The organism is Bacillus sp. NPDC060175 (genome assembly GCF_042728695.1).
Lineage (GTDB): Bacteria > Bacillota > Bacilli > Bacillales > Bacillaceae_G > Bacillus_A.
The window spans coordinates 1-15,563 of the sequence record NZ_JBHWYR010000019.1 but is presented as its reverse complement, the minus strand read 5'-3'; the positions used below and the strand labels follow the sequence as shown (position 1 = coordinate 15,563).

Genomic DNA, 15,563 nt, shown 5'->3' with positions numbered 1-15,563 from the left:
AGAATTTAGGGAAAAGAAAGTATGGTGAAACCATTTGGCTACCAAACATAATCAAATTTTAGAACATATTAATAGCCTGCCAGTAGGGCATAAAATTTCTGTGCGGCAAATTGCGAAAGATTTAAGTGTAAGTGAAGGGACAGCTTACCGTGCAATTAAAGATGCAGAAAATAAAGGGTATGTTAGTACAATTGAACGTGTCGGAACAATTCGAATTGAGCAAAAGAAGAAAGAGAATATCGAAAAACTGACATATGCAGAAGTCGTTAACATTGTCGATGGCCAGGTACTTGGGGGCAGAGAAGGACTACATAAAACGTTAAATAAATTCGTTATTGGGGCTATGAAATTAGAAGCGATGATGCGCTATACAGAAGCGGGGAACTTACTTATTATCGGTAACCGTACGAACGCACATCAATTAGCATTAGAAACAGGGGCTGCTGTATTAATTACAGGTGGATTTGATACAGAAGAGCATGTGAAAAAGTTAGCAGATGAATTGAAATTGCCAATTATTTCGAGTAGTTATGATACATTTACGGTCGCAACGTTAATTAACCGTGCAATTTATGATCAACTTATTAAGAAAGAAATTGTACTAGTTGAAGATATTTTAACACCAATTGAAGAAACACTATATTTAAAGCCTAGTGACATAGTGCAGAAATGGCATGAGTACAATGAAGAGACGATGCATGGACGCTATCCAATTGTGGATGAAAATAAAAAGGTGTTAGGTATCGTAACTTCGAAAGATATGATTGGTGTTGCGAAAGATACACCGATTGATAAAGTGATGACGAAACACCCTATTACGGTAAATGGAAAAATGTCTGTCGCAGCTGCAGCACGTATGATGGTGTGGGAAGGTATTGAATTACTTCCTGTTGTGGAGGATGGAAATAAATTGCAAGGTATCATTAGTCGTCAAGATGTACTTCAGGCCTTGCAGATGATTCAGCGTCAACCACAAGTTGGTGAAACGATTGATGACATTGTAACGAATCAATTTATGACGCCGAAAGAAGCAAAAAATGAGCATTTATATCAATTTTCAGTGACACCACAAATGACGAATTCAATCGGGACGTTATCTTACGGTGTATTCACAACAATTGTGACAGAAGCAACAAACCGCGTCATTCGTGCGCAGAAGAAGAGCGATTCAATTGTTGAGAACTTAACAATTTATTTCGTAAAGCCGGTTCAAATTGATAATGTTGTATCGGTTCATCCGAAAGTATTAGAAATTGGGCGTAAATTTGGTAAGGTAGATGTAGAAGTGCATCATGAAGGTAATGTTGTCGGGAAAGCATTGTTAATGGTGCAACTGATCGATAAATAAAAAGATGGAACAAATCGCTTTGATTTGTTCCATCTTTCTTTGTTTTATTGGGTTTTAAAGTTATTACTAAAGGTGTGGGGGAGTTTTAGTGGGAAAGCAAAGGAGTAGCAGGATATATATATAAGGATAGATAATTGAATAATTAGAAAAAATGGAATGTTAATTCATTTAGAATGTATACTATGTTATAATTATATTGTAAGATAATGGATGTCGGAAGGAGGATACAACATGTCATCAGAATTACTCTTTTTTGGTGGTATCGCACTCTTTTATTTCCTTGTGATGATACCAATTCAATACTTATACTTACAAGGATTAAATGAAAAAAAGAAAAGAACAGGATTATCTCAGCAAGAATTATACAAACAGATGTCTTTTGAAGAAGAACAATTACATTTTCACGTGCAAGGTAACCTCTTTAATATACCATCTGCGTTTGTTGCATATATGATTTTGAAAGTTAAGGGACGTAAAAAAGCATCACAATATTGATGCTTTTTTTACGTTGTTTTATAAGATTCGGCTTCTTTGACTGCTAATGGTAGAAAGTGTTTATATTGGCGGAATCCATTAAATGTACTCGCACTGCCAAGTAAAATAAACAAAACACCAACGATAATGCGTGCAGTTGAAAGTTCTAAAAAGAATTGGTTTATCCCAAAGAATAGGACGAATAAGCCGAGTGCCATTGCGGATTTTCCTGAGAGCCAACCTTTCTCCATTGGACGGTTTGTACGAAAGAATTTTGTTTTGTAGAAGAGGTACAACACAAATGAGATGATAATACAAAAGACGAATACAGGCATAATACACGCTCCCATTGATTGGTATAAAAATAACGATTTAGAAAAAAGAAAAATCTAAACTTTCTAATTTTTATTATAAAGCAATTGTTCGCATGTATGAAATGTTTTCCGTTATAATGGGGGATAAAGTGAAACTTTAATTAGTGTGGGGAGATCCCACGTACTAATTATTAGCCCTCACCAATCGGGCTTTTACGTGCATCCGGGCTCCAAATTAATTTTGCCCCATTGTTTTTAATACTTTTGAGGTGGGAGTCTTACTACACGTTAATGCGGGATAAAATGAAGAAGTTGAATAAAAAGGAGATTATACATATGCATGAACAAATTTTAGGAGCAATTAAAGAGTTTGATACAATTATTATTCATCGTCATGTACGTCCGGATCCAGATGCGTTAGGTTCTCAGTGCGGACTTGGTACAATTCTGCAAGAATCGTTTCCAGAGAAAAATATTTATATGGTTGGGTACAACGAGCCTTCTTTAGCGTTTTTACGAGTAATGGATGATATTGAAGATAGTGTATATGAAGATGCACTTGTTATCGTTTGTGATACAGCAAATCAAGAGCGTGTTTGTGATCAACGTTATGCAAAAGGAAAGATGGTAATTAAAATTGATCATCATCCGAATGAAGACCCGTACGGAGATATTACGTGGGTGGATACGACAGCTAGTTCTACAAGTGAAATGATTTATGAGTTTTACAGTTATGGAAAAGATAAAGGATTAACGATATCAAAGGAAGCAGCTCGCCTTATTTTAGCGGGTATTGTCGGTGATACAGGTCGTTTCTTATTCCCAAATACAACAGCGAAAACACTTCGTTACGTAAGTGAGCTTGTTGATATGGACGTGAAATTCACAGATTTATACAATGAAATGTATAAGACAAAAGAAAAGATTGCTCGTTTAAACGGTTATATTTTACAAAATTTCACGATGGTAGAAGAAGGCGCAGCATACATTAAATTAACGAAAGAGGTACTAGAAGAGTTTGATGTACTTTCTACTGAAGCATCTGGTGTTGTCGGGGCGCTTGGTAATATTGATGGATTAAAGGCATGGGTTCTATTTTTAGAGGAAGATGATGTTATTCGTGTTCGTCTTCGCTCAAAAGGACCAGTTATTAATAAATTAGCAATGCAATATAATGGCGGAGGACATCCGATGGCTTCTGGTGCAAAAGCATCTTCTTGGGAAGAAGCGGATCGTCTTTTTGCTGATTTACGTGAGCTGTGTAAATAAGAAGTTGTATGTTGAATGAAAGAGAAGGAGAGGCGCTGAAGCCCTCCTTCTTTATTTTTCTTTCTCTATATCAATACTAATTTCAAGTACGGTATCAAAAGAGACTGTGTCTACTTTAAAGCGGTATATACGATCGTAATGTTTGTACGTTTTATTTTCGATGACTTTTTTGAGCAGGTCTTTATTTTTTGCGATGCTTTGAATGTTTTTCGTTAAAAGATGCTGGAGATCATTATGGATAGAAGTGATCATGTTTTCAAGTGTAAGATTGTCTAAATCATATTTTTTTCGATTTATAATTTTTATTTTGATTTCTTGAATTGTTAAGAGTCGTTTATTTTCTGTGTTCAATTTCTCTTGGTCTTCGAGAAGGACGTGGAGTTTTGCTTCTTGTTTTTCGATAATTTCTTTTTGTTCTGCTATTTTACTAGCTTGTTCTTCTTGAAAAACACCGTATATGTACAAAAAAACAAACCAGCTCAACACTCCTCCAACAGCAGCGCCAGCTAAAACTAAATACCACCTTTTGGCTGTATTGGCACTGGGTACTCTCATACATGTTCCTGTGTAAGCCATTTAATAATAATAAGACCAGTTTGCATACCGCCAGTTGCAAAAAAAATAAGGAGAATTTGTTTTACGATATCTTTCATATCTCCGCCAAAGAAGCTTCTTTCAAAGCTATAAAAGGTATCGAACGTTCCGCCAATTGCTGCAACGAGTGCCCAAATTCTTAAATTTTGGGCAAATTGATTAATATAAGTTAGAGCTGGTTTTCCGACGAGAAATGCACCAAATCCGCCAATTAATGAACCACCAAGTATAACTCCAAAGGCAATAAAGTAACTAATAATAAGCAGAGAGAAAAAAGTATGTTCTCTTACATCCATCGTCATTCCCCTTTCTTCTTCATATATATGGACAAAGTCTGAGAAGTATGTTTTGATTTCCGCTTTCCTCATCACCTATAATAAAAGTAGTCACATAGGTAAAGAGAGGGTACAACAGTGAAGTTTGTGCATTTACAATGTCAAACCGTTTTTAGTTTATTAAAAAGTGCTTGTAAAATCGATGAGCTTGTCATTCGGGCGAAAGAGCTTGGATTTTCATCGCTGGCCATTACAGATGAAAATGTTATGTATGGAGTTATTCCGTTTTATAAAGCATGCAAAAAAAATGGTATACAGCCTATTATCGGCTTAACAGCTTCTATTTTTAGTGAAGAAGAAGAAAGGTCTTATCCACTCGTATTACTTGCTGAGAATGAAATAGGCTATCAAAATTTATTAAAGATTTCTAGCAGCATTATGACGAAGTCAAAAGAAGGTATCCCGAAGAAGTGGCTTGCTCATTATGCGAAAGGATTAATTGCAATTTCACCAGGGAAAGACGGAGAGATTGAACAGCTATTATTAGAAGACAAAGAGAGTCAGGCTGAAGACGTAGCCCATACGTATCAAAATATGTTCAGCAATTTTTATATAAGTTTGCAGCATCATGCGATTCAAGATGAACTGCTTTTACAAGAAAAACTGCCTGAATTTATTAATAAGGTAAACGTTCCAGTCGTTGCAACAAATGATGTTCGCTATATTAATCAAAGTGACGCACTTGTTCATGAATGTTTATTATCTGTTGAAGGCGGAACGAAAATGACTGATCCAGATAGGCCGAGAATGAAAACGGATCAGTATTATTTAAAGTCATCGGATGAAATGGAAGCACTATTTTCTCATGCTGAGGAAGCGATTCAAAATACAATAACAATCGCGGAACGTTGCCAAGTAGAAATTCCTTTCCATGTAAATCAACTACCGAAGTTTCCTGTTCCATCTAACGAGACGAATGATACGTATTTGCGTCGTGTTTGTGAAGAAGGCTTAAGTAAACGATATGGTACGCCGAAAGAAGTGCATATACAGCGTTTGAATCATGAATTACATGTGATTTCTCGTATGGGATTTAGTGATTATTTCCTCATCGTATGGGACTTTATGAAATATGCACATGAAAATCAGATTTTAACTGGGCCAGGCCGTGGATCGGCAGCGGGTTCACTCGTTTCTTACGTATTGGAAATTACAGATATTGATCCAATTGAATATGACTTATTATTTGAAAGGTTTTTAAACCCTGAACGTGTGACACTTCCAGATATTGATATTGATTTTCCAGATATAAGACGTGATGAGATGATTCGATATGTGAAAGATAAATATGGTCAGCTTCGTGTTGCTCAAATTGTAACGTTCGGAACTCTTGCAGCGAAAGCCGCAATTAGAGACATTGCTCGTGTAATGGGGCTCCCGCCAAGAGATATCGACATATTTTCAAAACTTATCCCATCAAAGCTTGGTATAACGTTAAAAGATGCATATGAGGAATCGCAATCGCTCCGTGAGTTTATACAAGGGAATCTTTTGCATGAGCGTGTGTTTGAAATTGCAAAACGTGTAGAGGGATTACCGCGTCATACGTCTATTCATGCAGCTGGCGTTATAATGAGCCAAGAACCGTTAACGGGAAGTATAGCGATTCAAGAAGGGCATAACGATGTTTATGTTACGCAATATCCAGCTGATGCACTAGAAGAACTTGGATTGCTCAAGATGGACTTTTTAGGCTTACGTAATTTAACGTTACTTGAAAATATTATAAAGTTTATTGTTAAAAAAACTGGGAAACAAATTGATATAAGAAATTTACCTCTTCAAGATGAAAAGACGTTTCAATTGTTAGGAAGAGGGGATACAACAGGTGTATTCCAGCTTGAATCAGGTGGTATGCGAAATGTACTTCGCGGGTTAAAACCAAATGAATTTGAAGACATAGTTGCTGTTAACTCTTTATACAGACCAGGACCGATGGAACAAATTCCAACCTTTATTGAATCGAAGCATGGGGAAAGACGAATTGAATATTTACATCAGGACTTAAAGCCTATTTTAGAACGAACATACGGCGTAATCGTATACCAAGAACAAATAATGCAAATCGCATCGAAGTTAGCTGGATTTTCGCTTGGAGAAGCGGATTTACTGCGCCGTGCTGTGAGTAAAAAGAATCGTGATATTTTAGATCAAGAACGCAAGCACTTTGTTCAAGGTTGTTTGGAAAACGGATACGATGAGACATCTTCAGAACAAATTTACGATTTAATTGTAAGATTTGCAAATTACGGTTTTAACCGAAGTCACGCTGTAGCTTACAGTATGATTGGGTACCAGCTTGCATATTTAAAAGCGAATTATACGCTGGAATTTATGACTGCGTTATTATCAAGCGCAATTGGAAATGAAGATAAGATTGTGCAGTATGTACGAGAAACGAAGCGGAAAGGTTTTCACGTTTTACCGCCGTCTCTTCAGAGAAGTGGTTACAACTTCCAAATAGAAGGGAATGCGATTCGATATAGTTTACTTTCGATTCGGAATATCGGAATGGCTACCGTGACTGCGCTACTCGAAGAACGAGAGAAAAAAATGTTCGAAGATTTATTTGAATTTTGTCTTCGTATGCCATCAAAATTTGTAACAGAGCGAAATTTAGAAGCGTTTGTCTGGTCTGGATGTTTTGACGATTTTGGTGTTTCGAGGACGACGTTATGGAAAAGTCTTAAAGGAGCGTTAGAGTATGCAAATCTTGCACGTGACTTTGATTTAGGGGATGCTGTTCCGAAATCAAAATATGTACAAGGAGAAGAGCTATCCTTTATTGAACAGTTAAATAAGGAGAAGGAAGCACTCGGTTTTTATTTATCTAGCTATCCGACAGCGCAGTATGCGGAGTTAGGAAAAGAATTAGAAATCCCATCTCTTGCTCAGGCGATGCGACATAAGAAAAAAGTACAAAGAGCAATCGTATATATAACAAGTGTGAAAGTTATTCGTACGAAAAAGTTGCAAAAGATGGCGTTTATTACATTCTGTGATCAAAATGATGAAATGGAAGCCGTCATTTTTCCAGAAACGTATATACATTTTTCACACAGGTTACAAGAAGGGGAAATTGTTTTAGTTGATGGTACGATTGAGCAAAGAAATCATAAGTTGCAATGGATCGTGAATGGACTCTATCCGCTAGAAGAAATGGATGTTTATGAAGGAATGAAAGAAGCATCTGTTTACGTGAAATTGCCGTCTCAATATGAAAAAAAGCTTGTAAATCAAGTTACGAAAATATTGTTTGATTATTCAGGTTTTACGAAAGTACTAATTTATTATGAAAAGGAACATAAAATGGTACAATTATCTCGAAGTTTATCGATTCATCCAAGTGAAGAATGTCTAGGAGCACTTCGTGAAATTGTCGGTGACGAAAATGTCGTTGTGAAAATATAATGGACAATTTCCCTACACTTCGATTATTATAGTAGTAGTGTTCGTGGTCAGACCACTTGGAGAAATTGATATCAGCAAGCATAATTTGAGGAGAGTGGATAGTTTGTCAACACTTCGTGAAGAAGCACTTCACATGCATAAAGTGCATCAAGGAAAATTAGAAACTGTATCAAAAGTAAAAGTAGAAAATGCAAAAGATTTAAGTCTTGCATATTCTCCAGGGGTTGCAGAGCCTTGTAAAGAAATTTATGACGATAAAAGTAAGGTATATGAATATACAATGAAGGGAAATATGGTAGCAGTTGTGACAGATGGAACGGCTGTACTTGGTCTTGGTAACATTGGACCTGAAGCATCTCTTCCAGTAATGGAAGGTAAAGCTGTATTATTCAAGAGCTTTGCTGGTGTAGATGCATTCCCGATTGCCTTAAATACAAACGATGTAGATAAAATTGTTGAAACTGTAAAGTTAATGGAGCCAACTTTTGGCGGTGTAAACTTAGAAGATATCGCAGCACCAAACTGCTTCGTTATTGAAGAACGTTTGAAAAAAGAGACAAACATTCCAATATTCCATGATGATCAACACGGAACAGCTATCGTAACAGTAGCAGGCCTTGTGAACGCGCTGAAGTTAGTTGGAAAGAAAATGTCTGACATTAAAGTTGTCGCAAATGGTGCAGGTGCAGCAGGTATTGCAATCATTAAACTGTTATATCGCTATGGTGTACGTGACGTTATTATGTGTGACCGTAAAGGTGCAATCTATGAAGGTCGTCCTGTCGGTATGAATCCGGTGAAGGATGAAGTTGCAAAATATACAAATAAGAATCGTATCGAAGGTTCTTTAGCTGACGTTTTACAAGGTGCGGACGTATTCATTGGTGTATCTGCAGCAGGTGCATTAAATGAAGAGATGGTTCGTACGATGAATGACGATGCAATTATTTTTGCAATGGCGAATCCGGTTCCAGAAATTATGCCAGAATTGGCAAAAGCAGCGGGCGCAGCTGTTGTTGGAACAGGTCGTTCGGACTTCCCGAACCAAGTAAATAATGTACTAGCGTTCCCAGGTATTTTCCGCGGTGCACTTGATGTACATGCGACACAAATTAATGAAGAAATGAAGATGGCAGCTGTACAAGCCATTGCAGAGCTTGTATCAGAGGATGAGTTGAATGCAGACCATATCATTCCAGCGCCATTTGACGCGCGTGTAGCGCCTCAAGTAGCGGCTTACGTTGCGAAAGCAGCAATGGAGACAGGAGTAGCTCGCCGTCAAGTAGATCCAAATGAAGTCGCTGAGAAAACAAAACAATTAGCGCTGATTGGTAAAGAATAAGCGAGGAATTTCCATTGACATCATCAAATACAAAAGTATATCTCGAAATTGTAAAAAAAATCCGATCCATTATGGAAGAGGATTGTTTAGTAGCAGGGGATCGTTTGCCGTCTGAGCGTGAGTTAAGTTCACGCTTAAATGCTGGACGTTCCTCTGTAAGAGAAGCATTACGTGCGTTAGAACTGGTAGGATTAATTGAAACGAGACGTGGTGAGGGGACGTTTATTCGAAACTTTTACGATAACGGTCTTGTACAATTAATTGCTCCGTTCTTGCTGCAAGATGAGAAAACAATTCGGGATTTATTACAAACAAAACGATTGCTTGAGAAAGATATGATTCGACTTGTATGTAATTTACCGAAAGAAACGTTTTCTAAAGTACTAAGTAAATTACACCAAGTGCTTGAAGAAAATGAAAGCTCAATTCCGGTGCTTCATCAAACGTTCTTTAAAACACTTATTGAACAATTCGATAATTATTTACTCTATCGCATTTGGATGATCGTAAATGATTACGTTGCAACTCTTTCTTGTGAAGTTTCAGGAGATTCTATCGAAATCTATAGAAAGCTTTATGTTACTTTGGAAGTGAAACAAGAAAATGATGCGTTAAAAATTTACGATGAATTAGTAGAGAATATACAGTTTCACTCGTAATGTATAAAATTTGTCGAAATGACCATGACACGTTATGACAAACATTCTACCGCATAGCGGTTAAAGTTAAACGTAAAGAGAGAGGTTATTAGACAGATTGAGAAGATAAGGCTAACATCAAACATTGGTGTTAGCCCCATTTTCTTCTTACGCTAACCTTAGCTCTCAACGAAGGGGGTCAAATTGTGCTAAGAGATTTATTCGTGAAAAAGAAAAAGTACGCTGCAATACCTTCAGAACAAGTACGAAAAGATGTACCAGATGGCGTTATGACAAAATGTCCGAAATGTAAAAAAATCATGTATACGAAAGAGCTTCTTAAAAATTTAAAAGTATGCGTGAATTGTGGATATCATCATCCGATGAATGCATGGGAACGCCTTGATAGTATATTGGACGAAGGTTCATTTCGTGAGTATGACAAAGAGATGGTTTCACTAAATCCACTTGAGTTTCCGGGATATGAAGAGAAACTAGAAAACGATCGTAAGAAGACTAAATTGAATGAAGCGGTTGTAACTGGTGAAGGAACAATTGATGACATGCTTGTTGTTGTTGCAGTAATGGATTCTCGTTTTCGAATGGGCAGCATGGGCTCTGTTGTAGGAGAGAAAATTGCCCGTGCGGTTGAAAAGGCATACGACTTACAAGTTCCATTTATTATCTTTACTGCGTCGGGTGGTGCTCGTATGCAAGAAGGGATATTAAGTTTAATGCAAATGGCGAAAACAAGCGTAGCTTTGAAAAAGCATAGTAATGCAGGAGGGTTATTTATTTCTGTTATGACTCACCCAACGACGGGCGGGGTTTCAGCGAGTTTTGCTTCACTTGGTGATTACAATCTTGCAGAGCCAGGTGCACTTATCGGATTTGCTGGTAGACGCGTAATTGAACAAACAGTGCGTGAAAAACTGCCGGAAGATTTCCAAACGGCAGAATTTTTACTAGAGCACGGTCAATTAGATGCGGTGGTGCATCGTGATGATATGAGAGAATCACTCCGTAAGATTTTAGAGGTTCATCAAGGAGGGGAAATGGCTGTATGGCAGAGCTAGAATTTGAGAAACCAGTTGTTGAGCTAAGAAATAAGATTCGTGAACTGAAAGACTATACGAAAAACAGCCAGATGGACTTCAGTGAGGAGATTCGTATTTTGGAGGACAAGCTAGAAAAACTAGAGGAAGATATATACGGCAATATGAAAGTATGGGACCGTGTTCAAATTGCTCGTCATGCAGAACGACCGACAACGCTCGATTATATTGAGCACTTATTTACTAATTTTTTTGAATGTCATGGAGATCGCCTATTTGGCGACGATGCAGCGATTGTCGGCGGCATTGCGAAATATAAGGGGATGCCTGTAACTGTAATTGGGCACCAACGCGGAAAAGATACGAAAGAAAATATTCGTCGTAATTTTGGGATGCCTCATCCAGAAGGATATCGAAAAGCACTGCGTCTAATGAAACAAGCGGAAAAGTTTAATCGTCCCATTATTTGTTTCATCGATACGAAGGGAGCTTATCCTGGTAAAGCAGCTGAAGAACGTGGACAAAGTGAGGCAATTGCCCGTAATTTATTTGAAATGGCGGGTTTAACTGTACCTGTTATTTGTATCGTTATCGGTGAAGGTGGTAGCGGTGGTGCGTTAGGTCTTGGAGTAGGAGATTACATTCATATGCTAGAAAATTCCACTTATTCTGTCATTACACCAGAAGGTGCGGCGGCGATTCTTTGGAAAGATGCTGGTAAAGCAAAAGAAGCTGCAGAAGCGATGAAGATTACAGCATTAGATTTGAAAGAATTAGGTGTAATTGACGAAATTATTCCAGAGGCAAAAGGCGGAGCGCATCGTAATGTTTTGAAACAATCAGAAAATATAGATTTAATGCTTAAGAAAACTTTTGAACAATTAAGCGGAATTTCGAAAGATGAATTAATCGAAAAACGTTATGAAAAATATATGAAAATTGGGCAAGTTTCGTTTTCAAACGCTTCCATTGGGATAAAATAATAAAAGCGTGCGTTCCTCTTCGCGAATGCACGTTTTTATTATGAAAAGACACATCTTCTCCATTGTGTTTTTGTATTTTTTCGTGTTATTTTATTATAAGGCAAATAATCTTTATGAGGTGAGTACAAATGAAACGTATTGGTGTATTAACAAGTGGTGGAGATTCACCTGGTATGAATGCTGCCATTCGTGCAGTTGTTCGTAAAGCGATTTTCCATGATATTGAAGTATATGGTATTTACCATGGATACGCTGGTTTAATTTCTGGTCATATTGAAAAATTAGAACTTGGTTCTGTTGGCGATATTATCCACCGTGGTGGTACAAAATTATATACAGCAAGATGTCCTGAGTTTAAAGACCCAGAAGTACGACTAAAAGGAATCGAGCAATTAAAGAAACATGGTATTGAAGGACTTGTTGTTATTGGTGGAGATGGTTCTTACCAAGGCGCAAAAAAATTAACTGAGCAAGGATTCCCATGTGTAGGTGTACCAGGTACAATCGACAATGATATCCCTGGAACAGACTTCACAATTGGTTTCGATACAGCTTTAAATACTGTTATTGATGCAATTGATAAAATCCGTGATACAGCTACATCTCATGAACGTACATATGTTATCGAAGTAATGGGACGTCACGCTGGAGATATCGCATTATGGGCTGGTTTAGCTGATGGTGCAGAAACTATCTTAATTCCAGAAGAGAAGTATGACATGGAAGATGTTATCGCTCGTCTGAAACGCGGTAGTGAACGTGGCAAAAAGCACAGTATTATCGTTGTAGCTGAAGGTGTTGGAAGTGCAATTGACATCGGTAAGCACATTGAAGAAGCAACAAGCTTTGATACTCGTGTAACTGTATTAGGTCACGTACAACGTGGTGGATCACCAAGTGCACAAGACCGTGTATTAGCTAGTCGTCTTGGCGCAAGAGCAGTTGAATTATTAATTGCTGGTAATGGCGGACGTTGTGTTGGTATTCAAAATAATAAACTTGTTGATCATGACATTATCGAAGCGTTAGCTCAAAAGCATACAATCGATAAAGATATGTATCAATTATCTAAAGAATTATCTATCTAATTGGCTTAATGCCTTGTATTTGGGAACGGTTTCATAATTTTTCGGAGGTGCAATATGCGTAAAACTAAAATTGTATGTACTATAGGTCCTGCTAGTGAAAGTATTGAGAAATTAGAGCAATTAATGGAAGCGGGTATGAACGTTGCTCGTTTAAACTTCTCTCATGGTAGCCATGAAGAGCATGGAGCTCGTATTAAAAATATTCGTGAAGCTTCAAAGAAAACTGGTAAAACAGTTGGTATCTTACTTGATACAAAAGGTCCAGAAATCCGTACACATGACTTCGTAGACGGACAAGCTGAGCTTGTAACAGGTGCAGAAGTAATTCTTTCAACTGAACAAGTATTAGGAACTGCAGAGAAGTTCTCTGTATCTTATGCTGGTCTTTATGATGATGTTAATCCAGGTTCTCGTATTCTAATCGATGACGGTCTTATCGAACTAGAAGTAATCGAGAAAGCTGACGGAAACATCCGTACAAAAGTATTAAACAGCGGAACTGTAAAAAATAAAAAAGGTGTTAACGTACCGAACGTAAGCATTAAGCTTCCTGGTATCACTGAAAAAGACGTACAAGATATCGTTTTCGGTATCGAGCAAAAAGTTGATTTCATCGCAGCATCTTTCGTACGTAAAGCATCTGACGTATTAGAAATTCGTGAATTATTAGAAGGGCATAACGCTCGATACATCCAAATCGTACCAAAAATCGAAAACCAAGAAGGTATCGACAACATCGATTCAATCTTAGAAGTTTCTGACGGTTTAATGGTTGCTCGTGGTGATATGGGTGTAGAAATTCCACCAGAAGAAGTACCATTAGTACAAAAACGTCTAATCAAAAAATGTAACGTATTAGGCAAACCAGTTATTACTGCAACACAAATGTTAGATTCTATGCAACGTAACCCACGTCCAACTCGTGCGGAAGCAAGTGACGTAGCAAACGCAATCTTTGATGGAACAGATGCAATCATGCTTTCAGGTGAAACTGCTGCGGGTCAATACCCTGTAGAAGCTGTAACAATGATGGCTAACATTGCGGTACGTGTTGAAAAATCATTACAATATGAAGATATGTTCAAAAAACGTATTAAAGAGTTCACTCCAACAATTACAGATGCAATTAGCCAATCTGTTGCGCACACAGCACTTGCTCTTGATGTAGCTGCAATCGTAGCTCCAACAGAAAGTGGACATACTGCGAAAATGATCTCTAAATACCGTCCGAAATCTCCAATCGTAGCTGTAACATCTGACGAGCAAGTAGGACGTCGTCTTGCACTTGTTTGGGGTGTACAAGCGTTTATGGCTGGGAAACGTGCAGCTTCTACTGACGAAATGTTAGATACAGCAATTCAAACAGGTATGGATGCGGGTCTAATCGGACTTGGAGATACTGTAGTAATCACTGCTGGTGTTCCAGTTGCTGAAACTGGTACAACAAACTTAATGAAAATCCACGTTGTTGGTGAAGAAGTTGCTAAAGGACAAGGAATCGGTCGTAAAGCTGCAAAAGGTAAAGTAGTTGTAGCGAAAACAGCTGCTGAAGCTGTAGCGAACGTAAACAAAGGTGATATCCTTGTTACAACAAGCACTGATAAAGATATGATTCCTGCAATTGAAAAAGCTGCTGCTCTAGTTGTAGAAGAAGGCGGTCTAACAAGTCATGCAGCTGTTGTAGGTGTATCAATCGGTATTCCTGTTATCGTTGGTGTAAACGGCGTAACAACAACTTTAAAAAGTGGCCAAGAAGTAACAGTTGATGCAGCACGCGGAATTGTTTATAATGGACATGCGGAAGTGCTATAAGAAGTAATACGGAGAGAAGGATCGGAGTCCTTCTCTTTTTTTTACACAAAAAAGGATAGAGATAGCTTTAAGCACCTGAAATCGCTTTGAAAAACGTTTGTTATAATATTTAGTGGAAGAGGGTTATCTGTACTTTGTAAAGCTTGTATGAGTGTTTTAAGGGGCTTATAAGGGGTTTTGCAAGGGTGATGCTTTCAAACCTTTTGAATGAAATATGAAGGAGTGTGGAGCTGTGAAGTGGTTGCTATTCTTACTTATTGTAATACCGGCGATTGAGATTACGGTATTGATAGGATCGAGTCATGTAATAGGTTTATGGTCTACGTTCGCTATGATTGTATGTACGGGTATTGTGGGTGTATATTTGGCGAAACGACAAGGGTTTAAAGTACTTAGAGAGATTCAATTTAGGTTAAATAGAGGAGAAATGCCGGGTGATACGGTTCTAGATGGTATTTTTATATTCGTAGGAGGTATTCTTTTAGTACTGCCTGGATATGTGACGGATATAATAGGTTTTATCTTTGTTGTTCCTGTAACGAGGGCTTTATTGAAGCCGGTTGTTATGAAGTGGATTGATTGGAAATTTAGAAAGAGAACTACTATTATTGTTCAGAAATAACGCGTAGATTATAGCGATCTACGCGTTATTTTTTTGTTTGCTATTTATGGTCAATTGTTAGCTGGGGGATTATTGTTAGTTATTAAACGATAGGATAAAGAGGGTTCTTGTGAATTTAAAGTGTTATATTATGGTGGTGTTCTTGCTTGTAGTAAGATTCGACTAGTGAGCAGAAGTTAGATAGGAGAAGAGAAATTACTGATTAAAGGGTTCATCTACCTTGTTTTGTATATTTATTCATTTACATAAAAAGTAATAAATGTAAGTAATAATTATAT

The 15,563-nt window shown here is 37.6% G+C and carries 14 protein-coding genes; 11 read left to right on the top strand and 3 right to left on the bottom strand.

Features of this window, described 5'->3' with window-relative positions; all coding sequences use genetic code 11:
• The first annotated feature begins 34 nt into the window (after positions 1–34).
• A complete protein-coding gene (locus ACFWDE_RS11950; protein WP_000201581.1) occupies positions 35–1,348 on the top strand; it encodes a DRTGG domain-containing protein in 1,314 nt (437 codons plus the stop codon).
• A gap of 231 nt (positions 1,349–1,579) precedes the next feature.
• The gene (locus ACFWDE_RS11945) at positions 1,580–1,843 is read left to right on the top strand and encodes a DUF3949 domain-containing protein (protein ID WP_070145094.1); all 264 of its coding nucleotides are present in this window, start codon (positions 1,580–1,582) and stop codon (positions 1,841–1,843) included.
• 8 nt (positions 1,844–1,851) lie between these two features.
• On the opposite strand, the gene ACFWDE_RS11940 is transcribed toward ACFWDE_RS11945, so the two are convergent.
• Positions 1,852–2,157, bottom strand: a complete 306-nt coding sequence (locus tag ACFWDE_RS11940) for a YtpI family protein (RefSeq protein WP_002088950.1) — start codon at positions 2,155–2,157, stop codon at positions 1,852–1,854.
• Positions 2,158–2,472: 315 nt separating this feature from the next.
• On the opposite strand from ACFWDE_RS11940, the gene ACFWDE_RS11935 reads away from it, so the two are divergent.
• A complete protein-coding gene (locus tag ACFWDE_RS11935) occupies positions 2,473–3,405 on the top strand; it encodes a DHH family phosphoesterase (protein WP_002199190.1) in 933 nt (310 codons plus the stop codon).
• Between the two features lie 51 nt (positions 3,406–3,456).
• On the opposite strand, the gene ytrI is transcribed toward ACFWDE_RS11935, so the two are convergent.
• Positions 3,457–3,960, bottom strand: coding sequence for a sporulation membrane protein YtrI (gene ytrI / locus ACFWDE_RS11930; protein WP_377892505.1), 504 nt, complete (start codon positions 3,958–3,960; stop codon positions 3,457–3,459).
• Complete coding sequence (locus ACFWDE_RS11925) at positions 3,957–4,370, bottom strand: YtrH family sporulation protein (RefSeq protein WP_377892504.1); 414 nt, start codon at positions 4,368–4,370, stop codon at positions 3,957–3,959. The genes ytrI and ACFWDE_RS11925 overlap by 4 nt, the downstream gene beginning before the upstream one ends.
• A 42-nt stretch (positions 4,371–4,412) precedes the next feature.
• Here ACFWDE_RS11925 and dnaE point away from each other — a divergent pair, with 42 nt between their 5' ends.
• The 8 genes from dnaE (at position 4,413) to ACFWDE_RS11885 (ending at position 15,285) form a co-directional block, all read left to right on the top strand.
• Positions 4,413–7,745: a DNA polymerase III subunit alpha gene (gene dnaE / locus ACFWDE_RS11920; protein ID WP_377892503.1), complete on the top strand. Its 3,333-nt coding sequence runs from the start codon at positions 4,413–4,415 to the stop codon at positions 7,743–7,745.
• 133 nt (positions 7,746–7,878) lie between these two features.
• Positions 7,879–9,087 (top strand): NADP-dependent malic enzyme, encoded by a 1,209-nt coding sequence (gene ystJ / locus ACFWDE_RS11915; RefSeq protein ID WP_179117546.1) that lies wholly within the window; start codon positions 7,879–7,881, stop codon positions 9,085–9,087.
• 14 nt (positions 9,088–9,101) lie between these two features.
• Positions 9,102–9,746 (top strand): FadR/GntR family transcriptional regulator, encoded by a 645-nt coding sequence (locus ACFWDE_RS11910; protein ID WP_002145425.1) that lies wholly within the window; start codon positions 9,102–9,104, stop codon positions 9,744–9,746.
• Between the two features lie 185 nt (positions 9,747–9,931).
• Positions 9,932–10,801: an acetyl-CoA carboxylase, carboxyltransferase subunit beta gene (accD, locus tag ACFWDE_RS11905; protein WP_002015500.1), complete on the top strand. Its 870-nt coding sequence runs from the start codon at positions 9,932–9,934 to the stop codon at positions 10,799–10,801.
• Positions 10,789–11,763, top strand: a complete 975-nt coding sequence (accA, locus tag ACFWDE_RS11900) for an acetyl-CoA carboxylase carboxyl transferase subunit alpha (protein WP_000818787.1) — start codon at positions 10,789–10,791, stop codon at positions 11,761–11,763. The genes accD and accA overlap by 13 nt, the downstream gene beginning before the upstream one ends.
• Before the next feature lie 128 nt (positions 11,764–11,891).
• Complete coding sequence (pfkA, locus tag ACFWDE_RS11895; RefSeq protein WP_002034288.1) at positions 11,892–12,851, top strand: 6-phosphofructokinase; 960 nt, start codon at positions 11,892–11,894, stop codon at positions 12,849–12,851.
• Positions 12,852–12,905: 54 nt separating this feature from the next.
• Entirely contained in the window at positions 12,906–14,663 is a 1,758-nt protein-coding gene (gene pyk / locus ACFWDE_RS11890) for a pyruvate kinase (RefSeq protein ID WP_377892501.1), read from the top strand.
• Positions 14,664–14,895: 232 nt separating this feature from the next.
• Positions 14,896–15,285, top strand: a complete 390-nt coding sequence (locus ACFWDE_RS11885; RefSeq protein WP_377892500.1) for an FxsA family protein — start codon at positions 14,896–14,898, stop codon at positions 15,283–15,285.
• The last annotated feature ends 278 nt before the right edge of the window (positions 15,286–15,563 follow it).

Bases quoted from the DNA above. Each gene is read 5' to 3' on its own strand.
- ACFWDE_RS11940 (WP_002088950.1), bottom strand. From the start codon at position 2,157: ATGCCTGTATTCGTCTTTTGTATTATCATCTCATTTGTGTTGTACCTC.
- ytrI (WP_377892505.1), bottom strand. From the start codon at position 3,960: ATGAGAGTACCCAGTGCCAATACAGCCAAAAGGTGGTATTTAGTTTTA.
- ACFWDE_RS11935 (WP_002199190.1), top strand. From the start codon at position 2,473: ATGCATGAACAAATTTTAGGAGCAATTAAAGAGTTTGATACAATTATT.
- accA (WP_000818787.1), top strand. From the start codon at position 10,789: ATGGCAGAGCTAGAATTTGAGAAACCAGTTGTTGAGCTAAGAAATAAG.
- ACFWDE_RS11945 (WP_070145094.1), top strand. From the start codon at position 1,580: ATGTCATCAGAATTACTCTTTTTTGGTGGTATCGCACTCTTTTATTTC.
- pfkA (WP_002034288.1), top strand. From the start codon at position 11,892: ATGAAACGTATTGGTGTATTAACAAGTGGTGGAGATTCACCTGGTATG.
- pyk (WP_377892501.1), top strand. From the start codon at position 12,906: ATGCGTAAAACTAAAATTGTATGTACTATAGGTCCTGCTAGTGAAAGT.
- ystJ (WP_179117546.1), top strand. From the start codon at position 7,879: ATGCATAAAGTGCATCAAGGAAAATTAGAAACTGTATCAAAAGTAAAA.